General features: G+C 68.0%; 20 protein-coding genes and 1 other RNA gene. 13 read left to right on the forward strand and 8 right to left on the reverse strand.

The annotated features are described in order from the left end of the window. The first annotated feature begins 88 nt into the window (after positions 1 to 88). Positions 89 to 1,105: a helix-turn-helix transcriptional regulator gene (locus G4D86_RS20615; protein ID WP_163995698.1), complete on the forward strand. Its 1,017-nt coding sequence runs from the start codon at positions 89 to 91 to the stop codon at positions 1,103 to 1,105. Positions 1,106 to 1,115: 10 nt separating this feature from the next. Here the strand turns inward: G4D86_RS20615 and G4D86_RS20620 are convergent, their stop codons facing one another. After that, positions 1,116 to 2,243: an oxygenase MpaB family protein gene (locus tag G4D86_RS20620; protein WP_163995699.1), complete on the reverse strand. Its 1,128-nt coding sequence runs from the start codon at positions 2,241 to 2,243 to the stop codon at positions 1,116 to 1,118. A 3-nt stretch (positions 2,244 to 2,246) separates the two neighbouring features. Next, complete coding sequence (locus G4D86_RS20625) at positions 2,247 to 3,128, reverse strand: hypothetical protein (RefSeq protein WP_163995700.1); 882 nt, start codon at positions 3,126 to 3,128, stop codon at positions 2,247 to 2,249. A 200-nt stretch (positions 3,129 to 3,328) separates the two neighbouring features. Between G4D86_RS20625 and G4D86_RS20630 the strand changes: the two genes are divergently transcribed. From G4D86_RS20630 to G4D86_RS20645, 4 genes are all read left to right on the forward strand, one after another. Continuing rightward, a complete protein-coding gene (locus G4D86_RS20630; protein WP_163995701.1) occupies positions 3,329 to 5,365 on the forward strand; it encodes a CHAT domain-containing protein in 2,037 nt (678 codons plus the stop codon). A 219-nt stretch (positions 5,366 to 5,584) separates the two neighbouring features. Beyond that, positions 5,585 to 6,613, forward strand: coding sequence for a CBASS oligonucleotide cyclase (locus tag G4D86_RS20635; RefSeq protein ID WP_163995702.1), 1,029 nt, complete (start codon positions 5,585 to 5,587; stop codon positions 6,611 to 6,613). After that, positions 6,610 to 7,101: an HORMA-1 domain-containing protein gene (locus G4D86_RS20640; RefSeq protein WP_163995703.1), complete on the forward strand. Its 492-nt coding sequence runs from the start codon at positions 6,610 to 6,612 to the stop codon at positions 7,099 to 7,101. The genes G4D86_RS20635 and G4D86_RS20640 overlap by 4 nt, the downstream gene beginning before the upstream one ends. Further along, a complete protein-coding gene (locus G4D86_RS20645; RefSeq protein ID WP_163995704.1) occupies positions 7,101 to 8,000 on the forward strand; it encodes an ATP-binding protein in 900 nt (299 codons plus the stop codon). The genes G4D86_RS20640 and G4D86_RS20645 overlap by 1 nt, the downstream gene beginning before the upstream one ends. Before the next feature lie 317 nt (positions 8,001 to 8,317). On the opposite strand, the gene G4D86_RS20650 is transcribed toward G4D86_RS20645, so the two are convergent. Both G4D86_RS20650 and ssrA read right to left on the reverse strand, forming a co-directional pair. After that, entirely contained in the window at positions 8,318 to 8,497 is a 180-nt protein-coding gene (locus G4D86_RS20650) for a hypothetical protein (protein ID WP_163995705.1), read from the reverse strand. 143 nt (positions 8,498 to 8,640) lie between these two features. Further along, positions 8,641 to 9,004, reverse strand: a transfer-messenger RNA (tmRNA) gene (gene ssrA / locus G4D86_RS20655). 216 nt (positions 9,005 to 9,220) lie between these two features. Between ssrA and G4D86_RS20660 the strand changes: the two genes are divergently transcribed. The 3 genes from G4D86_RS20660 to G4D86_RS20670 all read left to right on the forward strand — a co-directional run bounded on the left by G4D86_RS20660 (position 9,221) and on the right by G4D86_RS20670 (position 14,103). Continuing rightward, entirely contained in the window at positions 9,221 to 10,579 is a 1,359-nt protein-coding gene (locus tag G4D86_RS20660; RefSeq protein ID WP_163995706.1) for a M16 family metallopeptidase, read from the forward strand. Beyond that, on the forward strand, positions 10,579 to 12,204 hold the full coding sequence (locus G4D86_RS20665) for a M16 family metallopeptidase (RefSeq protein WP_163995707.1): 1,626 nt from the start codon (positions 10,579 to 10,581) through the stop codon (positions 12,202 to 12,204). Before G4D86_RS20660 ends, G4D86_RS20665 begins: the two co-directional genes overlap by 1 nt. Before the next feature lie 75 nt (positions 12,205 to 12,279). Then, entirely contained in the window at positions 12,280 to 14,103 is a 1,824-nt protein-coding gene (locus G4D86_RS20670) for an OmpA family protein (protein WP_163995708.1), read from the forward strand. Positions 14,104 to 14,145: 42 nt separating this feature from the next. Here the strand turns inward: G4D86_RS20670 and G4D86_RS20675 are convergent, their stop codons facing one another. Genes G4D86_RS20675 through G4D86_RS20685 form a run of 3 tightly spaced genes read right to left on the reverse strand, consistent with a single transcriptional unit; the run spans position 14,146 to position 16,703 of the window. Further along, positions 14,146 to 15,009 (reverse strand): tetratricopeptide repeat protein, encoded by an 864-nt coding sequence (locus G4D86_RS20675; RefSeq protein WP_163995709.1) that lies wholly within the window; start codon positions 15,007 to 15,009, stop codon positions 14,146 to 14,148. Positions 15,010 to 15,066: 57 nt separating this feature from the next. Continuing rightward, the gene (locus G4D86_RS20680) at positions 15,067 to 15,642 is read right to left on the reverse strand and encodes a TlpA family protein disulfide reductase (RefSeq protein WP_205519660.1); all 576 of its coding nucleotides are present in this window, start codon (positions 15,640 to 15,642) and stop codon (positions 15,067 to 15,069) included. Then, on the reverse strand, positions 15,639 to 16,703 hold the full coding sequence (locus G4D86_RS20685) for a CFI-box-CTERM domain-containing protein (protein ID WP_240360375.1): 1,065 nt from the start codon (positions 16,701 to 16,703) through the stop codon (positions 15,639 to 15,641). The genes G4D86_RS20680 and G4D86_RS20685 overlap by 4 nt, the downstream gene beginning before the upstream one ends. 113 nt (positions 16,704 to 16,816) lie before the next feature. On the opposite strand from G4D86_RS20685, the gene G4D86_RS20690 reads away from it, so the two are divergent. The 3 genes from G4D86_RS20690 (at position 16,817) to G4D86_RS20700 (ending at position 18,857) form a co-directional block, all read left to right on the forward strand. After that, complete coding sequence (locus tag G4D86_RS20690; RefSeq protein WP_163995711.1) at positions 16,817 to 17,098, forward strand: hypothetical protein; 282 nt, start codon at positions 16,817 to 16,819, stop codon at positions 17,096 to 17,098. A gap of 80 nt (positions 17,099 to 17,178) precedes the next feature. Then, the gene (locus G4D86_RS20695; RefSeq protein WP_163995712.1) at positions 17,179 to 18,435 is read left to right on the forward strand and encodes a S1C family serine protease; all 1,257 of its coding nucleotides are present in this window, start codon (positions 17,179 to 17,181) and stop codon (positions 18,433 to 18,435) included. Between the two features lie 155 nt (positions 18,436 to 18,590). Beyond that, complete coding sequence (locus G4D86_RS20700; RefSeq protein ID WP_163995713.1) at positions 18,591 to 18,857, forward strand: vegetative protein; 267 nt, start codon at positions 18,591 to 18,593, stop codon at positions 18,855 to 18,857. A 46-nt stretch (positions 18,858 to 18,903) separates the two neighbouring features. Here the strand turns inward: G4D86_RS20700 and G4D86_RS20705 are convergent, their stop codons facing one another. Continuing rightward, positions 18,904 to 19,644: an RNA methyltransferase gene (locus G4D86_RS20705; protein WP_163995714.1), complete on the reverse strand. Its 741-nt coding sequence runs from the start codon at positions 19,642 to 19,644 to the stop codon at positions 18,904 to 18,906. A gap of 54 nt (positions 19,645 to 19,698) precedes the next feature. Between G4D86_RS20705 and G4D86_RS20710 the strand changes: the two genes are divergently transcribed. Together G4D86_RS20710 and G4D86_RS20715 are read left to right on the forward strand one after the other, a co-directional pair. Beyond that, complete coding sequence (locus tag G4D86_RS20710) at positions 19,699 to 20,289, forward strand: hypothetical protein (protein WP_163995715.1); 591 nt, start codon at positions 19,699 to 19,701, stop codon at positions 20,287 to 20,289. 72 nt (positions 20,290 to 20,361) lie between these two features. After that, positions 20,362 to 21,321 carry a phosphoribosylaminoimidazolesuccinocarboxamide synthase gene (locus G4D86_RS20715; RefSeq protein WP_163995716.1) on the forward strand — a complete coding sequence of 320 codons (960 nt, stop codon included), beginning with the start codon at positions 20,362 to 20,364 and terminating at the stop codon, positions 21,319 to 21,321. Positions 21,322 to 21,334: the final 13 nt, after the last annotated feature.

Below are 21,334 nucleotides of genomic sequence, written 5' to 3' on the forward strand. Positions count from 1 at the left end.
CCGTGTGGGACGATGCCGGTCGACACTTGGGTCAAGCCACGCCGACGCCCGAATGTCGTATTATTCAGGTCTGCCCAGGGACAGTCGCATGGCCAAAGCTGATCTACTGAGCATCGTGGAGGCCGCCTACCGCGTGGATCTTGAAGACGCTGCGTGGTTGGCAGGGCTCGCGGAGGCGGTGCTTCCTCATCTCGACGACGGCTTCGGAGTGGCCGCCTTCGAGTTCTACCGGCCGGGAGATGGACTGCCGGAGGTGGTGCAACGATGCCGCCTGGGTATTCCGGAAAAGCTCGCGGCGATCTACCCGACCATCTTCCAGACCATGGATCCCGAAATCCGCCAACGGCCCTTCCGCATGGGGCCCTGCATCACCGGCAGCCAGATGATGGGAATGCGGCGGGGATTCTTGGATGAGCCGCACATGAAGCAGTACGCCCAGAAGTTCGGGATGTACGACTCCTTCTGGATCACCGCCGCAGAGCCCTCCGGACGGGGCTGTGGATTTCACGCGGGCCGGGCGCGGCTCACCCGGGCGTCGGCGGCGCAGGTGCAGCAATGGGGACGTGTCGCCGCGCACCTCTCCACCGCCGTTCGCTTGCGACACGCGCTGAAGGGGCTCCCGCCGGGGCGGGCACGCACCGACCCCGAAGCCATTTTCGACCCCAGCGGCAAGCTCCACGACGCGACCGGGGAAGCGCGAAGCGAGCACGCCCGCGACCTTTTGCGGCATGCGGTGCTGATGCTCGAGAAGTCGCGTGGGCCCCTTCGAGCAAAGGACCCGGAGAAATCCCTGGCGATCAGGAAGGCGCTCGTGGCCGGGCGCTGGTCGCTGGTTGACCAGATCGAGCAGAACGGCGAGCGCTACATCATCGCCCGCCAGAACGAGCCCACCGCGCCCGGCCCGGCGCTATTGAGCAAGCGTGAGAAGGAGATCGTCGGATACGCCCAGCTCGGGCACCACGACAAGCTGATCGCCTACGAATTGGGGATCGCTCCCTCGACGGTGCGCGTGCTCTTGGGGCGGGCAAAGGTGAAGCTGGGCGTGCGCAGCCGGAAGGAGTTGCTGGAGGTCTGCCGTGGCGCGGCTCGTGCCAAAGCAGACTGACGCAACGGCGCTACCGGTCCGCGTGCAGGCCCCAACGCCCCCTGAAGGTCTTCGGCACCTCGAAGGGGGTATCCGCATCCGGGCGCTTGTGGAGAATCATGCGCTGGGCGAACTGTCTGGCCACCCAACTGCGACGTCGCCGCGCCCCCGGAACCCAGTCCAGCCAGCGCAGGATCGTCCGCTTCTGGGCCGCCCTGACCGTCACAAACCACCTCGTCCAGTTCGCCTTTGGGAGCTCCAGCGCCGCGCCCACGTTCTTTCCAAAGACCGTATCTTGGAGGAAGAAATGGGTCAGGCTCGCGGCATACCCCGGGACTGGGAACAGCGTCTGCACCGAACTCAGCAACTGCGCCGTCAGTTGACGTCCTTCCGGCGTGGGGCGGACCTGGCGCGCGCCTATCCGCAGCGCCAGGAGGGTTGCCTCCTCCTCGCCCGAGGGCAGGAGCGAGGGGTCCACCCCGAGGAGGCGCCCCACCGCGGACCACGCCGTGATGTACGCGTCCGCTTCCGCCGCTGTCACCCTTGCCCCCATTCTCCTGAGCCCGTGCAGGGTGGCGATGGAGAAGGTCAGCAACGTTCCAGCCTGATCCTCCTGATTGATCGGTAGCCCCCACTCCGCGCACCAGGGGTTGGCGGCATCCAACTGGACACGCCGTCGCACGAGCGCATGAATCAGCCGGACCTTGCGCGTCGCGAGCCACCCCACCCTTCCCTCCTCCAATTCACCGGGCTGCATGACATTCAAGACCATCTGCGCCGTGTCGCAGAGACGGCGGATGGGGTCGTCCTTCAGCCGGCGTGAACGATACACCACCTGGACGCCGTGGCCCGCGGCGTAGGCCAGTGGCAGGGAATAGGAGCCCAGGATCATGAGCACCTCCGGTCCATAGAGACCGAAGAGGTGCTGCCCTCTGGCGATCACGTCCTGATCTACGACGTCGATGCGGGGCAGCGCCATCAGGTAGCTGCGCACCAATGGATCGGCCTCAGACATCCGCTGGGTGCGAAACAACTCGCGCAGCAAACGATCCAGCGACTCCGGGCCCCGGGTCGCGACGTGCTCGGCGATCAGCTCGTCCACGCCAGGGTCACCGACGCTCCGCATCCTGTCCAGCCATTCACTGCTCGCGTTGAACATGGATTACTCCTCCGGAACCACCACGAGTTCGATGCCGTGCCGCTTGGCGAGCGCGCCAACCCCTCCATCCGTCACCACATAGGTCGAATTCCCGCGAGGCTCGGTCCCTCGGATGGGCTCCGGCGCCTGTGGCAGCAGATCGCATATCTGCTGGACGCACTCCTGCTCGCTCAACCCGCGCTTGAACCGTCCGGCAGCATCCATCCAGCTGGTCATCCGGAGAAAGGCCCTCTCGTGGAAGTCCTCGTCGAGGTACGCGCGATGCAACTCACGCTGAAGCCCTTGAAGCTGCACGGAGGGTTCCTCCCGTTTCGCCCGAAGCGAACTCAACAAGTCGCTCATTCGCCGGTAGGTCTGCCTCGCGGTCAGCTCCAACGTCGCAGCAAGCCCGAAGAACTCGCGCGCATTCATCGTGCCGAGCTCCCGCGTAAACTCGGGCACGGTCCCCGGGACGAGCACTGCTCCGGCCATGACGAAGAGCCGAGCGAGGGCCTGGCCCAAGGACGGCCGCGCCGGAGTGAGGCTGCACAGCAGCCGCCCCTCGAGCGTGCCGATGGCCTGAAGCACTGCGGGCGCAAGCGGCCCGCCCCCGAGGCTCACCAGCCCGGAAGCGAGGCGCGCACGTGTCAACTCCGTGTGTATCGCCTCCTGTTGCCAGATCTCTGTCAACGCATCCCAGGCCGCGTGCTCCGCACCGCTCTTGGGGTCGGGCAGGCGCACCTTGCGCTGCGCTTCGCCATACACCTGGTACACGAGCGCCTCCCGGCGTGCCGCGATCTCAAGCCAAGCGCCCAACTCGCCCTCTAGATCCCCGTCGAACTTCTGTCTGTACTTCGCGGCGAGCGCGTTCGTCTCGGCGATGATCTTGAAATGCAGCTCGTTCATGACAGCTCCAAGCTAGCAACGAAAGCTGGGCTTTTCCGTCAGTCATCTCCGGAAAGATGTTTACGCTCCCTCGTAAACATCATTCAGGTGGCGCGTGGTCGCGCTCGTGCCCAAGATCCGTGGCAAGCCTTTTCGGGAACAAACCCGCAAGAAGCTGCGCCAGGACTTGAGTCCTGAAACCGGCCCCTCACTCGTACTCCATGAACAGCTACAAGGAACTTCACCTACGCTTCACGCAGAGCGAGGCGGATTCGTACCGCGTCGCCGTGGACTCCACCTCGGTCGGCAGCGCCAGCGCGACCACGCCGCTGCTCCTGCCCCTGTCTCGCCTGCGGGAGTTGCATCGCCAGATTCCGGCGGCGTTGCTGCATTCGGGCTCACGTGACGTGGCGATCGATTGTGAGCTCGCGCGGCTTGGCGAGGAATTGTACGAGGCGATCTTCCCGCCGGGCCGGGTGCGCGACGTCCTGACGGCCTCGCTGGGCGCGCTCTTCTCATCCGAAGAGCACCAGCAGCGTCTGCGCCTCTGTCTGCATTTCGACCCCGATGACGCCGAACTCGCGTGGCTTGCCGAGTTTCCCTGGGATGTCTTGCGGATCTCCCAATTCTTCCCGGCTCGCCACGCGGCGTTGGACCATCGTCTCTCGATCGTCCGCTGGCTGGATGTGACACAACCGCCCCGGTCACCAACGTTCGTTTCACCTCTACGGGTGCTGCTGGTCCGCGCAGGAGCTCGCGGGTATGGCGGTCTCCAGTACCAAGCGGAGCAGGACAGCATCACCGATGCCCTCTCCAGCATCTCCGGTGTCCAATGCGATTCCCTGGACATGCCCACCCGCCAGGAGTTGCGGCGCAAGCTCCGCGTCTTCCACCCTCACGTGCTTCACTTCATGGGGCACGGCAAGGTGGATGAGCACACCGGGAGCGGGTGGGTATACCTGCGGGATGACAAGGGTGGCCCCGTGCCGCTGCGCTCGCGGGACGTCGCGGAGCTCTTCAGTGGCCTCCTCGCTCCGCAGTTGGTGGTCCTCAACGCGTGCCAGTCAGCGCGCGGGGCACTGTCGGTCGATGGCCACGGGAGCGTCGCTGGAGCGCTGGTCTCCCAGGGAGTCGCCGCGGTCATCGCCATGCAGTTCGCAATTTCCGATCAGGCGGCGACGGCATTTACAGAGGAGTTCTACGCCCGCCTCGCGGAGGGAGCCTCGATCGATGACGCGGTCACCGAAGGCCGACTGGCCATACGGTCGAAGGTGCCTGACTCATTCGAATGGTGCACCCCTGCCCTGTACATGCGCGCCGGGGCGACGGGAGTGCTGCTCCGGCCTGCACCGTCGAACTCATCGGCTCAGACGGAAGAGGCAGGTGAACGGGCCCAGGACAGGCTCACCTCCTCCAGCGAGCCGCCGCCCGCGCCGGTTCCATCGCAACGGCCGCTCATCCTCATCCGCCACGAAGCCTACAAGCACGCAACCGAGCAGCCAGGGCCCGCGGATGCGCCCGCGCTCTTCGCGGGTCGGGAGCCTCGCATGGTGGCCATCGACCAGACAGTGGGGCTGGAACAGCGCGACTGGAGGAACCTGGAGGCGGAGGTGAGACGGCTGGCGGCACGAGATGGCGAACTCCGGCGTACCTTCGCGGAGCGGGGTGCCGATATCGGCTATTACGGCTTCCCGTTCGTGCCGTTGGCGGTGCTAGCGGGATACCTGGCGAAGACCCGCCAGGTGCGCGTCTTCGAATGCGTCTCGGGCCGGTTCCAGTGGGAGCCCGGATCGGACACCCCAGCTCCGCCGCTGAACGTGAAAGTGCAGACGCGAGGGGCGGGCAAAGCTGCCCGAATTTGCGTTTCGGTGTCCGCGCTCGTCGACTTGGATGACTGTCGGCACGTGCTTCCTGACTCGGACGTGATGTTGGACCTGAACTTCGCGCTCGCTGAGGCAGGGCAGGGCAGCGTGCGGCACGAGGAGCAACTCAGGGACTACGTGCAGGTGATTCGCGAGACGCTTGGCAAGCACATCACAGCCAACAAGGACCCGGCTCGCCGTCCGGAGAGCGTGCACCTCTTCGCTGCCGTCCCCGTGAGCCTGGCCTTCTACCTGGGGGACGCGCTCACTGCGAGCTGGTTGCCTGAATGCTTCGTCTACAACTACGGCCTTCCCTCGGAGCGGCCCCGCTACAAGTGGCGGCTCAGTCTACAGGCGGCATTCGAGGGCCGGCGCTCCATCAAGATCTTCAAATAGCGCGGAGGCGAAAAGGATGGATGACATCCAGATGCAAATCCTGCCTCTGCCACGCTGCCGCCCTGCTACGTCTACGACTTCCTGAAGAGCGACCGGCCCATTTATCGGTGGCTTGTATCGAGCAAGGTGCACAGGCCTTCAAACCCACCGACAAGCAGATGGAGGTCGCGTGAGTGCACACGGTGCGACCGTCGACGCATCCCTCATGAGAGGTGTTACATGACACAGTTGAGCACGCGCAGCCCCTTGCACCGCCGGATGAGCAGCTTTGTTGATTGGATCCGCGGAGGCGACAAGGATGAACTCATCATCAAACAGTCAGGTGAAATCCGAGAGCGGATTGGCAACCAGGCCGAGAAGGACGGACTGACCGTGCGATCCACCCCGAACTCCGGATCGTTCGCCAAGAAGACCGGTTTGCGAAGACACCTGGTGGGTGACTCGTCGGTCGAGGGGCAGGACGTGGATCTGCCGTTCGTCATCTCGCCCAAGGACGCGGACGGCGTGCGGATCGACGAACTCCTCGGACGCTTCGACCGATACGCCGCCACCTGTTATCCGCAGACGAAGCGAATGCCAACGAAGAGCTCCATCCAACTGGACTTCGCGGCCAGCAAGCTCCGCTACGACCTGGTCCCAATGCTGGCGGTCCCGGGGAACGACGAGGCGCAGATCCTGTTGCGTGGCGACGGAAAGAGGCGCCGAACCTCCGTGCAGAAGCACATCGAGTTCGTTACCCGGCGCAACCGCACGAGCAACGAGTTGCCGGGCCGCGTCCGCTTCAACGAGTGCGTCCGCTTGCTGAAGTGGTGGCGCGAGTTCCGTCAGGCTCATGCCCGCGTCATCGAGGACGTCCCGTCCATCCTGCTCGACCTGCTGTGCGCGCATGCGTACGACCGCTGCGCGGTCGAGGAGACCTACGCGGGCACCCTCGCGCGCTGGTTCGATCTGCTCGCCGGCACGGTGCGACGGAGGGAGTTGGTGGCCTTCGCCGACTTCGGCCCCAAGCCCCCGGCGTCACCGGACGCGCTCTGGACGGTGCTCGACCCCGTCAACGCCGACAACAACATCGTCTCGCAGTGGAACTCGTTCCAGGTCGAGGAACTCGGAGACTGGCTCGAGGAGGGCTTCGACGCCATCAACCGCGCCATCGCGGCGGACCACCGGGACGACGACAGCGAGAGCCTAGAGTCGCTCGTCGAATTGTTCGGCAATCCCTTCAAGCATTACTGCGAGGAGAATTCGTGACGTACACGCAAACGCAGGCGGCATCGAGGAGCTCTACGGCCACCGAGGCCCGGGTCCGTGAGGTGATGAAGCACGTCTTCGCGGACATCACGGGGCTCGCGACGCGCGGGTTCACGTCCCACGAGAGCGCTGCGAAGTGGCGGGAAGATCTCACCTGGATGTTGTCCAACGAGGTGATCTCCAGCTTCGAGCTCCAGCTTGAGGCGCCGGACCAGCCCGTCCGCGGGTTCCACTACGATGTGAGCGATGACGGCTCGCTCCAGGAGGCGGGCCGGTCGGGCGGGATGCAGCTTCATGCATTCCCGGATGGCACCAAGGCCTCACTTGTCGTGTCGTTCAAGCGCCCGCTGCCTGACGAGATTGAGGCGGAGATCAAGGCACGGAACTGGACCTCTCCCGCAGCCTACCTGAAGGGGGAGAAGACGCGGGACCGCGCCTATTCGTGCGATGAGTATGGCGTCATTCGTAATCGCGTGGGGGCTTGGTAATGGCTCCATTGAACCTGTTGGAATCGGTGCATCCCTCGAAGCAAGCGCAGGAGCGTTTCGATGGTCTCCTCGGCATCGACATGCAAAAGCAGCAGCTGCGGGACGAGCTATTGCTCCTGCTCGCGCCGGAGCGGCTCGATCAGTGGTTGAAGCGCCACCATTCGGACGGACTTCCCCTGGCGGAGTCGGCCCGGCGGTCAACGCCGCTCGTGATCTTGAGCGGTGAGGTGGGCTGTGGGAAGACCGCGCTCGCCACGTCGGTCGGCACGCCAGTGGCGAAAGAGCTGGGGTCGAAGGTGGTGGTGCTCGAGACGCCCTCCGACATCCGTGGGACCGGCATGGTGGGCGAGCTCTCGGCTCGTATTACCGACGCCTTCTCCCAGGCGAAGGCGAAGGTTCGCAAGGACTACGGGCTCCTCGTCATTGACGAGGCTGACGATCTCGCGCTCAGTCGCGCGGAGCTCCAGGCGCACCACGAGGATCGGGCGGGCCTCAACGTGCTCATCAAGCAGCTCGACCTGCTGCAGCGGGAGGAACATCGGATCGGGGTCGTGATGATCACCAACCGGATCGGCGCGCTGGATCCCGCGGTCCGACGCCGCGCCGCGCTCGTACTCGAGTTCTCCCGCCCGGGAGCCGCCGAGCGCCGGGCCATCTTCGAGCAACTCCTCACGGGGTGCCCACACACGGTGGCCGACATCAACCGGCTGGTAAAGCAGAGCGAGCGGCCCGTTCCCTATTCGTATTCAGATCTCTTCCAGCGGGTGGCACGCGCCGCGTTGCTGGAATCCTGGCGGCGGGACGCGCCGCTGAAGCCCGAGAGCCTAGCCGCCGTGATGGCGGATGTGGAACCCTCGCCTCTCATTGAAGGGGGGGCGGGTTCCCGCCGGAGGGACTAGCCATGGCGCGACGTCCGAAGAAGCCCATCTCTGGAGAAGTCGGTGGCGAGGGCACCTTCCGGGCCTGAGACCTCGCACCAGCGGCAGGAGCAGCCCAGGATGCAAGGCACGCACTGCGCCGTCATGCGCGTCACCCTCCCCGATGGTACGGGCCAGGGCCCCTTCCAGGTGCTGACGGACGGCAACACTGGTGGGCACGGCCGCCTACGAAAACTCCACCACCCTGGACCATATCATCGGCTCCTGGAAGACGGAGCCAGCGCGCTGACGGCTCGAACGCGAGGCCTCCATACCGAAGCTCCCCCTCGACTGCCGCATTAGAGGATTCGGCTCACCTCCTCTCGGGCGTGCTCCACTGCCTTCTTCGAGGGCCGGACTCCCAGGTACTTCTGGCCGGTCTTCTTGTAGACCCGTGGTCCCAGCTCGTACCCGAGAAAACGGAAGTGCTCCTTCCTCGCATCACGAATGCTGCGGGTGACGAGGAAGACGACCGTCACGATGCCGCAGACCGAGCCGTCCAGGCGCGAGAGCCTCTCCTTCGCTCTCCAGGCGCAGGAGGCCGGTGACGAAAGCCGGACTGGCGGTGCCGCGCAAAACAAAACCCCGTGGCACCTTGCGGTGCCACGGGGTTCTTTGCTGCTTGGAGGCGGCGGGAATCGAACCCGCGTCCGAAAGCCTTCTGCTCTTCGACCCTACGTGCGTAGTCCGCGATTTGCTACGTCCCGGAGGCTCCCACGGACGGGATACTCCGAGCCGGTCCTGGAAAGATCTCGCCACCTCGGGCCCAGGCACCCTTGGCAGCCAGCCTGCATTATGACGGTCTGACCCAACCCCACAGGCCGAGGGCGGGGGGACCGCGCACTAGAAGCTGTTTTTAGGCAGCCAGCGCGAGCTCAACGTTGTCGTTGGCTTTTGTGATTCTGCCGGGTTGGATTTACGAGCTACCAGACAAGCTCGGCACGCGTCTCGAACTTCAATGCCCCCGTCGAAACCAGGTCGCCCCCGGTTGGGTTGACTGCCACTGCGACTGCCGCGCGGTCCGCTTCAACCGCGCCTCCTCACATTAACCGCTGACGGGGGTCCGTCAATCCTCCTGACCCTCCCGCCCCACACTTCGGCGCACGCCGCCGGACACTCGCGTCACAAGCTGCACCCCCAACGACCGGGCCGTCGTAGGGTCGCCTCCCCGCCGGGTCGTGTCCCGGCCACGAGGACCCCGAATGAGTCGACTGCTCCCTCTCCTGCTGCTCCTGCTGGGCACTGCCCTGCCGGCCGCCGCCCAGTCCGGGCCGACCGCCTCCTTCCCCTACACCCTCAACACGGAGAAGCTGCCCAACGGCCTCACCGTGGTGCGCGTGCCCTACCCGTCCCAGGGCATCATCGCCTACGTCACCGTCGTGCGCGTGGGCTCGCGCAACGAGGTGGAGCCCGGCAAGACGGGCTTCGCCCACTTCTTCGAGCACATGATGTTCAAGGGCACGAAGACCCACCCCGAGGGCTCGCGCGAGAAGGTCATGGGCACCTTCGGCTACGACGACAACGCCTTCACCATGGACGACGTCACCGTCTACTACTCGTACGGTCCGTCCTCTGGCCTGCCGCAGCTCATCGAGCTGGAGGCGGACCGCTTCCGCAACCTCGAGTACGCCGAGCCCGCCTTCCAGACGGAGGCGCTCGCGGTGCTCGGCGAGTACCACAAGAACGCCGCCGCGCCGTACCTCAAGATGGAGGAGGAGCTCAACGCCGCCGCCTTCCAGCGCCACACGTACCGGCACACCACCCTGGGCTTCTACGACGACATCAAGGCCATGCCCCAGGCCTACCAGTACAGCCGCGACTTCTTCCAGCGCTGGTACACCCCCGACAACACCCTGCTCTTCATCGTCGGTGACTTCGACGACGCGAAGGTGATGCAGCTCGTCCGCGAGAACTACGGCCCGTGGGACCGCAAGGTCGCCAACGTGAAGGTCCCCGCCGAGCCTCCGCAGGGCGGCCCGCGCAGCGCGCACATCGATTGGCCTCAGCCCACCCAGCCCCGCCAGGTCCTGGCCTGGCGCACCCCGGCCGCGTCCGCCACCACCATGGACGCCGCGCTGCAGACGGTGCTCGTGGACTACCTCACCGGTCCCACCAGCCCCGCGTACAAGTCGCTGGTGCTGGACAAGCAGCTCGTGGAGGACATCGGCAGTGACTACGGCGAGCACAGAGACCCGCACCTCTTCAGCCTCACCGCCACGCTCAAGGACGAGCGTCAGCGCGAGCAGGTGCGGCTGGCCCTCCTCAAGGAGGTGAGCAACCTCGCCGCCGGCCGCGTGGACGCCGCGCGCGTGAAGGCCATCCAGGACCATTCGCGCTACGGCCTGCTGATGTCGCTGCAGACCCCCCGCGACGTGGGCATCCGCCTGGCGCTGTATGCCGGCATCCTCGGCATGCCCGACGGGCTCCAGCGCCACCTGCAGAACCTGGCCAAGGTGACGCCCGCGCAGCTCCAGGACTTCACCAAGAAGTACCTGACCGCCAACAGACTCATCGAGCTCAGCCTCACCCCCAAGACGGCCGGCGCCGGAGGGACGAAGTGATGAAGACCCGTGCTCTCGTTTCGCTCGCCGCCCTGCTGGGACTCGCCGGCTGCGCCACCACCCAGACTCCGCCTCCGGACACGAATGCGCCGCCCCCCGCGGTGCCGTCCTCCGCCGCGCTGGAGCAGGCCAAGCCCGCCGAGCCGCAGCCGCCCGCGCGTCCGGAGGCCGTGCCCGCCGTGCCGCTGCGCCAGCCCAAGCCCATGGAGCTGGTGGTGCTGGCCCGCCCGGACACGCCCATCGTCGCGTTCCGGCTCGTCTTCCACTCGGGCTCGGTGGATGACCCGAAGGGCAAGGAGGGGCTCACCGACCTCACCGCCACGCTGATGGCCCAGGGTGGCACGCAGAAGCTCACGTCCGCGCAGCTCTTGGACGCGCTCTACCCCATGGCCGCGCAGCTGGGGGCGTACACCGACAAGGAGTTCACCACCTTCTCCGGCCGCGTCCACAAGGACTTCCTGCCGCGCTTCCTCGACATCCTCACCGACGTCGTCCTCAACCCGCGCCTGGACGCCGCCGAGCTGGAGCGCCTGCGCGCCAACGCCATCAGCGACGTGGAGAACGGCCTGCGCAGCGCCAATGACGAGGCGCTCGGCAAGGTGGCGCTCGATGCGCTGCTCTACCAGGGCCACCCGTACGCGCACTTCGTCGGCGGCACCGTGCAGGGGCTGAAGGCGATTACGCTGGACGACGTGAAGGCCCACGCCAGGCGCGTCTTCACGCAGGACCGGCTGGTCATCGGCCTCGCCGGCCCGGTGGACGACGCGCTGAAGCAGGCCCTCACCTCGCGCCTGTCCGCGCTGCCCGCCCAGGGCGCCCCGCTCGTGGAATTGCCGCCCGTGCCCACGACGAGCGGCCGCGCCGTCATCGTCCAGAAGTCCACCCTCTCCACCGCCGTCAGCATGGGCTACGTCACGCCCGTGCGCCGTGGGGACCCGGACTTCTTCCCGCTCGCGCTGGCCTTCTCCCACCTGGGTGAGCACCGGCAGTTCCTCGGCGTGCTCTTCAACGAGCTGCGCGAGAAGCGCGGACTCAACTACGGCAACTACGCCTACGCGGAGAACTTCATCGAGGACCCCGGCTCCACGTACAACCGGACCAACATCGCCCGCACGCAGCAGCTCCACTCCATCTGGATTCGCCCGGTGGTGCCCGCCAACGGCGTGTTCGCCACCCGTGGCGCGGTGTACTTCCTGGACCAGTTGGTGAAGGAGGGCATTCCCCAGGAGCGCCTCGAGCTGATGAAGGGCTACCTCCAGGGCTACACCCGCCTCTGGGAGCAGACGGACCAGCGGCGCCTGGGCTACGCCATCGACTCGCTCTACTACGGCACGCCGAACTTCCTGGAGCAGTACCGCCAGGCGCTCGCGAAGATGACGCCGCAGACGGTGCAGGAGGCGCTGCGCCGCCACGTCCACCCGGACGCGCTCAACTTCGCCTTCGTCACCCAGGATGCGGACGGGCTCGCGCAGGCGCTGCGCGCTGGCAAGCCCTCGCCCATCACCTACGCCTCGCCCAAGGACGACGCGCTGCTGAAGCAGGACGAGGCCCTCTCCACCTTCAAGCTGCCCCTGCGCCCGGATGCGATTGAAATCGTCCCCGCGCAGTCTGTGATGGAGAAATAACACACGGCTGTATTGATACCGGAGGGTGGGTCATTTGCTTCCGCCCTCCGGTATCGAGTGCTAAGAGCCTGAGCCATGCGAGGCATCCTGAGCGGCTCAGCCATCCGACTCGCGACCCTGGGCCTGCTGCTATTCACTGTGGCGGCCCGCGCGGAACACGACCCCTTCTCCCGTGGCTTCGACGCAGTCCCGGTCAAGCCCACCGCCGCGCAGCACAGCGGCATCGCGCTGGAGGGCGCCGCCTCGGGCGAGCCCGTCGGCAGCTTCCGCGGGGCGCTCCTCTTCGACTTCAACTGGCGCATCCTCGCGCTGAAGCTGGGTGACGAGAAGCTGGGGGACCTGCTCCCCTACCGGCTCGACGCGCACCTGCTCTTCGCGTACCAGCTGCACGAGCGGCTGGAGCTGGCGGTGGACCTGCCCGTCACGCTGCTGCAGGGGGACAACTTCAACCTGCTGAGCGACGCGCTCGACGCGCCGGACTTCCCGGGCGCCGCGGGCGTGAGCAGCACCACGCTGGGCGACATCCGCCTGTTGCCGCGTGTCCACCTGCTGGACCGCGAGAAGTTCCCCGTGGGCCTGTCCCTCGTGGCCGAGGTGCGGCTGCCCACCGGCAGCGCGTCCAGCTTCACCGGCGAGCGCGGCGTGCTCTGGGCCCCGCGCCTGGCGGCGGAGCAGCGCTTCACGTTCCTCCCCATTCCCTTCCGCGTGCTGGGCAACGTGGGCGTGCGCCTGCGGCCTCATGCGCAGTACCTCAACCTGCTCGTGGACGACGAGCTGACGGTGGGCGCGGGTGCCATCGCGGAGCTGCCCAACCTGGGCCGCTTCACGGACGTGGAGGGCGTGGCGGAGATGCACCTGGGCACGCCGCTGGTGCGTCCCTTCAACTTCGACCAGGCGGACTCGCTCAAGTCGCCGTGGGAGGTGCTGGTCGGCGCCCGCGCGAAGGTGTGGGGCAACTGGGGCCTGGAGCTGAACGTGGGCCGCGGCATCAACCTCTCCAGCGGCTACGGGCGCGAGGCCCTGCGGGTCATGTTCGCGATTCGCTACGACGAGACATTCCTCGACTCGGACGGCGACGGCGTGCCCGACATCCGCGACCGCTGTCCCACCGAGCCGGAGGACCGGGACGGGTTCCAGGACAACGACGGCTGCATGGACCCGGACAACGACGGTGACGGCGTCGTCGACGGTGAAGACGGCTGCGTCATGGAGAAGGGCCCCAAGGAGCGCAAGGGCTGCCCGGAGAAGGACACCGACGGCGACGGCATCACCGACGAGTTCGACAAGTGCCCGGACAAGCCCGGCCCCAAGGACTACGACGGCTGCCCGGACACCGACGGCGACGAGGTGCCCGACAACGAGGACGACTGCCCCGACCAGTTCGGCCCGCCTGAGAACAACGGCTGCCCGTTCGACTCGCCGCCCTATGTCTTCGTGGAGTCGGACCGCATCCGCATCAAGGGCAACGTGCTCTTCGAGACGGGCTCCGCCGTCATCCAGAAGCGCTCGTACCCGCTGCTGGACGAGGTGGCCACGGTGCTGCGGAAGAATCCCACGTTGGGCCCCGTGCGCATCGAAGGCCACACCGACAACCGCGGCTCGCGCCCGCTCAACATGAGCCTGTCCGACAAGCGCGCGCGCTCCGTGCTGGAGTACCTCGTGAGCAAGGGCATCGACCGCAAGCGCCTCAGCTCCGAGGGCTTCGGCTTCGACCGGCCCATCGCCACCAACGACACCGCGCTGGGCCGCGCGAAGAACCGCCGCGTCGACTTCCGCCTCGTCCGCTCCGAGGTGGAGACCGCGCCGAAGGAGACGGTCGTCCCCGCCGGGCAGCAGCCGCCGCCGGGGAAGACTCCCGCTCCCGGGACGACTCCGGCGCCGGAGAAGGACAAGAAGTAGCAGTGCCTTCAGGGTGGGGGCGCCAGCGATGGCGCCCCGCCCCTACTTCGCGGGCACTACCATCACCTCGCCCACCCAGGTCTTCTTCACCTTGAAGCGGGCGCCCTCGCAGGCGACGGCCACGCGGCCCTTGCACGGGTCCACGTAGACGAGCTTGCAGTGCCCCTCGTCCTTCGCGAGCAGGTCGATTTCCGCCATGCAGGGCGCATCGTTCGTCTGGCAGCTCTCGCCGTCCTCCAGATTGCTCGACCAGAAGATGCAGGTCTGCGGGGGCGGAGAGGTGACGCTGCCCACGGCTGGTGCGTTGTCGCAGAACCCCGACTCGCGCTTCACGGCGCCGGCCGGCTTGCCCCCGCCGAAGATGCGCAGGTTGAAGCCGCTCGCCGTCAGGTGCCGGAGGTCCGCGTAGGCGCCCGGGTCCTTCGAGGAGGACCACTCCTCGACGCAGGCCATCAGCTCCTTCTTGCAGCTCGGCTCCGAGGACGGCAGCGGCGCGCAGGGGCCGTTGGCGGGCACCATGAGCATGTGGCCCCGGGGCGTGGGGCTCGACTCCAGCCGGACCTGGGGCGGCGTCACGTCCTGGAACGCGGCGAGGTTGAAGTAGACGTTGGTGCGGGTGACGGGGTCCGCGTCGCTCAGCCTGAGCGCCCGGAGGTACGCGGCGCGCGCCGCATCCATCTTCTCCTGCTTCTGCAGGCACAGCCCGAGGTCCGCGAACGTGGAGCCCTGCTCCGGCGCGAGCTTCACGACGTGCGCGAACAGGGCGCAGGCCTCGTCGTACTTCTTCGCGCGGTAGAGCTTCGTCGCCTTCGCGCGTAGCGCCTCGACTTCCGGGCCCTTCTTCGCGGCCGGAGCGCCTGGCGCCGGTGCCGCGGCCAGCAGCGACAGCGTGAGGACCCAGGACATGCGATGCGCTCCTTTTTCTGGACGAAAATCAGTGGGGGCGCCGTGCGCCCCGGCTGCTCACTGCTGCTTCAGGGCGCGCTCGATGCGGCGGCGCAGGGCGTCCTCGGACATGGAGCCGCGCTGGGCGTCCATCACCTTGCCCTCGCGGTCCAGGAAGTAGAGCGTGGGCAGCGCCGTCACCTGGAAGGCCTGGGCCACCTCGTCGCTCGCGTACACGACGTAGGGCTGCAGGTCCGGCAGGGTGCGCTTCATGAAGGCCTCCACCAGCCGGGGCGCCCGGGGCCCGTCGTCGCGGCTGGCCGCCACGAAGACCAACCCCTGCGGCTCGTACTCCTTGGCCAGCTTCACCAGCGAGGGCATCTCCTCGCGGCACGGCGGGCACCAGGTGGCCCAGAAGTCCAGCATCACCACCTGGCCCTTGAGTTCCTCCAGCTTCAGCGTCCCGCCGCCATGGCGCTCCAGCACCATGGAGGGCGCGGACGTCCCGTCCGGCACCAGCTTCGCGCGCTGCGCCTCCATCACCCCGAGGTACACCACGCCCGCCAGCCCCAGCGCCGCCAGCAGGCCCAGCACCACCTTCGTGCCGAGGCCCTTCCGCGGTGGCGGTGGAGCTCCAATTCCTTCCTGCGTCACGCGAGTCCACTCCTCGTCAGGCGGCCGTGCACCCGCCGCAACACCCACCGCACGCCGCCACGGGCCATGGGACGGCGCGATACCCACGCCGCCACCCCGGGGCCCCAGCGATAGTAGCCCCGGATGAACACGCGTCCGAGCGCCCTCTTCCGCAGCACGTCGTCCCGGTACGCACGGAAGGCAACCAGCTCCGGCGCGCCCTCGCCGAAGGCCACCGTCGCCACGAAGCACGTGGACGCCGGGCTCACCCACATGAGCCGATGGTTGGTGAGGTTCACCACCACCTTCAGCTCGCGCGCCTCCGTGTAGAGGAAGGCCAGCAGGTCGCGCCGGGCGGCGGGGAACTCCTGGCCGCTCGCCTCCTCGAACTCGATGCGCGTGGTGCCCGCGGGGCCCACCTCGTCCACGGTGAAGAAGTAGCGCTTCGAGCTGCGGCGGACCTCCACCTCCAGCCCGCGCAGCTCGCCGAAGTAGGCGAGGAAGGGCGTGTGGCACACCGGGCAGACGAAGGGGTTGTGGGCCTGGCTCGTGAGGAAGGTGAAGTCATTCAAGCGCTTGCAGCCGGTGTTGGGGCACACCAGCTTCACCGTCGCCTGGGGCGCGGAGCGCGGGTCATACCGCGAGACTCGGGAGTCCTTGTCGAACACCGGCGGCGGGCGCGGCGGCGCCGTCACCAGGTGCCGCGTGGGGTGCGCCGCCCGCTCCAGCTCCTGCGCGCGCCGCCATGCCGTCTCTGCGGCCTCCAGCCGGCCGTCCGCCGTGTGGCACAGCGCCTCGCCGTGGGCCAGCAGCGCCGCCACCAGCTTCTCCAGCGCGGCCGTCGCCGCCGGGTTCCGCCCGGCCGCCAGGGCCTCCGCCAGCACGCGCTCCATTTCCGGCAGCAGCGCCTGCGCGGCCTTGCGCGAGGGGTCCTCCGCGCGGCGGTACACCGGGGGCTCGGGGATGCGGGCGAAAAGCGAGGCCGCCGCCGCCCGGACGCGCTCCACCGCCGCGTCCCCACGTCCCACGTCCAGCTGCGCCGCCCGCTCACGGGCCGATTGGAAGAGTTCTTCGGGTTGCAAGCCCGCGGACCATAAGGGCCCCACCCCGCCCTGTCAGCGACTTGCGCCCACCCGCGGTCGGAAACTGGCCAGCCACCTCCGGCCGATGTACGAAGAGGTAGGAGGCTGTGAGAATGGGAGCGTTGAAGTTCATCGTCTGGACGGCCTGCGCGGTGGGACTCGGCATCTTCCTGTCGACGGGCGAGGTGGATGGCCGCACGCCGCTGGAGCACATGCAGCGGGCGTGGAAGCGCAGCGTGAAGCCGGATGCCGTGGACCGGGTGAAGGACGGACTGGAGGACGCGTACGAGGATGCGAAGGACGCTGTCTCCCGGAAGACGGATGCGGCGCCCCGCGAGCGCATCAGCGCCGAGGACCGTGCTGCGGTGAACCGCATCATCGCTCAGAAGAAGTAGATCGCCCTCCAGGCCCGCTTCCGCTGGAAATCCCCACTCCCTAGCTTGCGCCCAGGCGGTGTTGGGGCGGAGGCGGGGCCATGGGCAGGGCCGGAGTCAGGGGCGTCGTATTCTTTGCCGCGCTGGTGAGCGCGCTGGTGCTGCCAGCGCAGGCCGCCGGACGCGGACGTGAGCGGCTGTGGCTCGAAGCCAAGAACCGCACACTGCACCAACAGCGCGCCACCTTGAGCGAGGTGGCGCGGCGGGCCATGCCGGCGGTGGTGTCCATCACCACGAGGCAGGAGACGGCGGAGACGGCCGTGTCCGGCGAGGAGCCGCAGAAGGGCATCGGCTCCGGCTTCATCATCCACCCGGACGGCTACATCCTCACCAGCGCGCACGTGGTGGAGGGCGCGACGGAGGTGAGCATCTCCGTGCTGCACCCGCGCGGCGGCGTGGAGGAGTACCCCGCCCGCGTGGTGGGCCAGGACGACCGCACCGACTGCGCCCTCCTGAAGATTGAGGCCCCGCGCCGGCTGCCGGTGCTGAAGCTGGCCTCGGCGACGCACGTGCGCTCGGCGGACTGGATTGTCGTCATTGGCAACCCGTTCGGCCTGACGCACTCGGTGACGGTGGGCGTGGTCAGCTACATGGGCCGCACGGACGTGACGCCCAACGGCCGCGACGGCGACTTCGACTACATCCAGATGGACGCGTCCATCAACCCGGGCAACTCGGGCGGGCCCGTGCTCGACCTGCACGGCGACGTGGTGGCGGTGGCCAACGCCGTCAACGTGGCGGGCCAGGGCATCGGCTTCGCCATCCCCATCGACATCGCCAAGACGGTGATTCCGCAGCTGCAGGCCCACGGCCGGGTGCGCCGCGGGTGGATGGGCATCAGCGTGCAGGACTTCTCGCCCGAGGTGGCGGACGCCTACAACCTGCCGCGCGGCCGGGGCGTGGTGGTGACGGACATTGCAGAGGGCGGGCCGGGCGAGCGCGCGGGACTGCAGGCCGGGGACGTCATCGTCGGCCTGGACTCGCGGCGCGTGTCGCGGGCCCACACGCTGCGCTGGCAGGTGGCCGCTCGTGGCGTGGGCCGCCCCGTGCGCCTCAAGGTCCACCGGCTGGGCCGACCCATGAAGGTGACGGTGAAGCTCGAGGAGATGCCGGCCGAGGAAGCGCCGGCTCCCACCCTGGCCGCCAGCACGCCGCAGCGCCAGCCCACCCGGGGCCAGACGGTGCTGGAGGACCTGCTGTCGCCCGTCCCCCGCACCAAGGCCTTCCGGGGGCCCCCTCCCGCTCCGGAAGGGGACGAGGACGCCGACGGTTCAGAGGACGGCGCACCCATGCCCTGACGGGGGGCCGGCCCCCTCTGGGGCTCCCGGCATTCTCCGGCCTCCTTGCGTTCGGGTTGCATGGGCGCTAGACAGTGCGCCTTTTTCCGTACCCGGCGGCGGGTTCCACCTCGGTGTGGCGCCGCGATTCCGCATCGTTCGCAGGAGAGTTCCAGATGGCCGAGGCTCAGACGACGAAGCTCACCCATTGGCCGCGCACCGCCAAGGGCAGTGGCAAGAAGGCGTGCACGGTTGAGGGCTGCAAGCGCCCCTACCGCGCCAAGAGCTACTGCTTCTTCCACTTCAAGAAGTGGCGGCAGGGCGAGCTGCCCCACTCCCGTTACCGCACCTGCTCCAAGCCCGACTGCCGCGTGAAGACGATGAAGGCCGGCCTGTGCGAGAAGCACTACGGCGAGACGTACAAGAAGGAAGCGGCGGCCTAAGCCGTCGTCCCTTCGCAGTCCCGCGGCGCCGGGGCATCCCCTCTGTTCAGGTGGAGGTGCCCCGCGCCACCGCGCGCCCCACGTGCTTGAAGGCCGTGAGCCACAGCTCCGCCTCGCGCTGGGTGAGCCGCGAACGCATCAACGTCAGCTCCAGCTCGTTCAGCACGTGCTCCGGCGCCTGGGGGTTGAGGAACTCCGCCTTGAGCAGCACCTCGCGCATGCGCGCCGCCAGCGCGTTGAGCGTGCCGATGCGTGCGCCTTCCACTGACGCCTGCGCCACGGCAGGCGCGGCCGGCTCCATCCCCTGACGGTGGCAGAGGTAGAGCAGCACCGCCGCGGACTGCGCCAGGTTCATGGACGGCTGCACATCCGAGGTCGGGATGACGAGCACGTCGGTGCAGCGCGCCAGCTCCTCGTCGGACATGCCGCGCTGCTCGCCACCGAACACGAGCGCCACCCGCCCGCGCTGGCTCTCCTCCGCCAGCTTCCGGACGGCTTCCTCCGGCGTCAGGGCGGTGCGCCCCTTGAGCTGGGTGCGAGACGTGGTGCCGACGGCATACACGCAGTCCTTCAGCGCCTCCGGCAGATCGCGCGCCACGGCCATGCGCTCCAGCACGGCGTCACTCTTCACGGCCAGGCGCTCGGCGCCGCGGAACGAGTAGGTGGCGGGGTCCGACAGAATCAGCCGTGAAAACCCGAAGTTGGCCATGACGCGCGCCACGGCCCCCAGGTTGTCGGGCGAGCGCGTCTGGTGCAGGACGACGGTGAGGTACTCCCCTGGACGCATGCCTCCGAGTTTAGCTGGTTGATCCGGAGGGAGATCGGTATATTCCCGCTCGTCATGCGTCGCTGGCTCCCTGGGTTGCTCCTCTCGCTGGTCACCGTCCTCACCGCCTGTGGTGAGGCTGGCGTGCCCGCGCGCGCCACGATGAGCGCCCGACAGGCTCTCACCAACCCGCCGGAGTTCCTCGAGTTCGAGTCCCCGGCGACGCGGCTCGAGCTGTTCCGCGAGGTGGCCCGCCAGTCCGTGGTGGAAGCCGGCCAGGCGGCGCAGGCGCTGGTGCTGTTCCCCATCAGTCAGCAGGGGGAGCTGCTCGCGGCGCGGGGCTTCGACGCGAAGATGGACCTCTTCCAGTCTCCGGACGCGGGCGGCGGCATCCAGCTGGTGTTCGATGCGCGCGCCGGCGAGCGTTGGCCGGAAGACCGCCGCGAGGGCCTGCAGGGCCTGTCCGAGCGCGAGGCCGCGGAGCTGGTGGCTCGCACGCTGCTCGCCCACTGGGGCATCCACCCGGAGGGCGCGGTGCAGGTGGACCGTGCGTCGGGCGCTCCGTACGCGGTGGCCTACGTGGACGGAATTCTGCGCATCAACCCGGCCTTCCTGTACCTGGCAGCGGCGTACGGTCCCGCTTCCATGCCGGCCACGCTCCAGTAGAGTCGCGCGCCTCTTACGGAAGGCCCACCTTTCTCTCGCCACTCCCAGCGAGGGGTGGACCTCGAGGCGCTTGTGGACACCTCCGCACTTCACGCTCAGCTCTCCCTCACGCTCAAGCAGACGGACCTGCCGTCGCTCGGCCAGCAGTACCGCGGCAAGGTCCGCGAGACGTACCGGCAGGGTGACAAGCTCATCCTCGTCACCACGGACCGGCTCTCCGCGTTCGACCACATCCTCACCACCATCCCCTTCAAGGGCGAGGTGCTGAACCGGCTGTCCGCCTTCTGGTTCGAGCGCACCAAGCACATCTGCCCCAACCACGTGCTGGACGTGCCGGACCCGAACGTCACCGTGGCGCGCGCCTGCCAGCCCTTCGCGATTGAAGTCGTGGTCCGCGGCTACCTCACCGGCAGCCTGTGGCGCGACTTCCAGAAGGGCACGCACACCGTCTACGGCGTGCCCTTCCCGGAAGGCATGCGCAAGGACCAGGCCTTCCCCGAGCCCATCATCACCCCGTCCACCAAGGCGGAGTACGGCCAGCACGACGAGCCCATCTCCGAGAAGGACTTGCTGGCGCGAGGGCTCGCGACGCCGAGGGACTGGGCGCGCGTCACCGAGGCCGCCAAGGCGCTCTTCCTGGAGGGCCAGAAGTGGGCGCGGACGCGGGGCCTCATCCTCGTCGACACCAAGTACGAGTTCGGCAAGGTGGGCGACACGCTCTACGTCATCGACGAGATGCACACCCCGGACTCCAGCCGCTACTGGGTGGCGGACGAGTACGAGGCGCGCTTCGCCAAGGGCGAGGACCAGCGGATGCTGGACAAGGAGAACATCCGCCAGTGGCTCATCCGCGAGCGGAACTTCTCCGGCCAGGGCACCCCGCCCGTCATCCCCGACAGCGTGCGCGAGGACCTGGCCACCAAGTACCTCGCGGCCTACGAGCGGATTACCGGCGCTCCCATGGTGCTGGAGCCCGGTGACGTGCACGCGCGCATCGAGCGCAACCTGCGCGCGAAGGGCTACCTGAAGTAGTCCCTCGCGCGGA

Source organism: Pyxidicoccus caerfyrddinensis, from assembly GCF_010894405.1.
Taxonomy (GTDB): Bacteria; Myxococcota; Myxococcia; order Myxococcales; family Myxococcaceae; genus Myxococcus; species Myxococcus caerfyrddinensis.

What these genes read in the sequence shown, in the direction of transcription:
- G4D86_RS20615 (WP_163995698.1), top strand. Translation starts at nt 89, where the DNA reads ATGGCCAAAGCTGATCTACTGAGCATCGTGGAGGCCGCCTACCGCGTG.
- G4D86_RS20620 (WP_163995699.1), bottom strand. Translation starts at nt 2,243, where the DNA reads ATGTTCAACGCGAGCAGTGAATGGCTGGACAGGATGCGGAGCGTCGGT.
- G4D86_RS20625 (WP_163995700.1), bottom strand. Translation starts at nt 3,128, where the DNA reads ATGAACGAGCTGCATTTCAAGATCATCGCCGAGACGAACGCGCTCGCC.
- G4D86_RS20630 (WP_163995701.1), top strand. Translation starts at nt 3,329, where the DNA reads ATGAACAGCTACAAGGAACTTCACCTACGCTTCACGCAGAGCGAGGCG.
- G4D86_RS20635 (WP_163995702.1), top strand. Translation starts at nt 5,585, where the DNA reads ATGACACAGTTGAGCACGCGCAGCCCCTTGCACCGCCGGATGAGCAGC.
- G4D86_RS20645 (WP_163995704.1), top strand. Translation starts at nt 7,101, where the DNA reads ATGGCTCCATTGAACCTGTTGGAATCGGTGCATCCCTCGAAGCAAGCG.
- G4D86_RS20660 (WP_163995706.1), top strand. Translation starts at nt 9,221, where the DNA reads ATGAGTCGACTGCTCCCTCTCCTGCTGCTCCTGCTGGGCACTGCCCTG.
- G4D86_RS20665 (WP_163995707.1), top strand. Translation starts at nt 10,579, where the DNA reads ATGAAGACCCGTGCTCTCGTTTCGCTCGCCGCCCTGCTGGGACTCGCC.
- G4D86_RS20670 (WP_163995708.1), top strand. Translation starts at nt 12,280, where the DNA reads ATGCGAGGCATCCTGAGCGGCTCAGCCATCCGACTCGCGACCCTGGGC.
- G4D86_RS20675 (WP_163995709.1), bottom strand. Translation starts at nt 15,009, where the DNA reads ATGTCCTGGGTCCTCACGCTGTCGCTGCTGGCCGCGGCACCGGCGCCA.
- G4D86_RS20690 (WP_163995711.1), top strand. Translation starts at nt 16,817, where the DNA reads ATGGGAGCGTTGAAGTTCATCGTCTGGACGGCCTGCGCGGTGGGACTC.
- G4D86_RS20695 (WP_163995712.1), top strand. Translation starts at nt 17,179, where the DNA reads ATGGGCAGGGCCGGAGTCAGGGGCGTCGTATTCTTTGCCGCGCTGGTG.
- G4D86_RS20700 (WP_163995713.1), top strand. Translation starts at nt 18,591, where the DNA reads ATGGCCGAGGCTCAGACGACGAAGCTCACCCATTGGCCGCGCACCGCC.
- G4D86_RS20705 (WP_163995714.1), bottom strand. Translation starts at nt 19,644, where the DNA reads ATGCGTCCAGGGGAGTACCTCACCGTCGTCCTGCACCAGACGCGCTCG.
- G4D86_RS20710 (WP_163995715.1), top strand. Translation starts at nt 19,699, where the DNA reads ATGCGTCGCTGGCTCCCTGGGTTGCTCCTCTCGCTGGTCACCGTCCTC.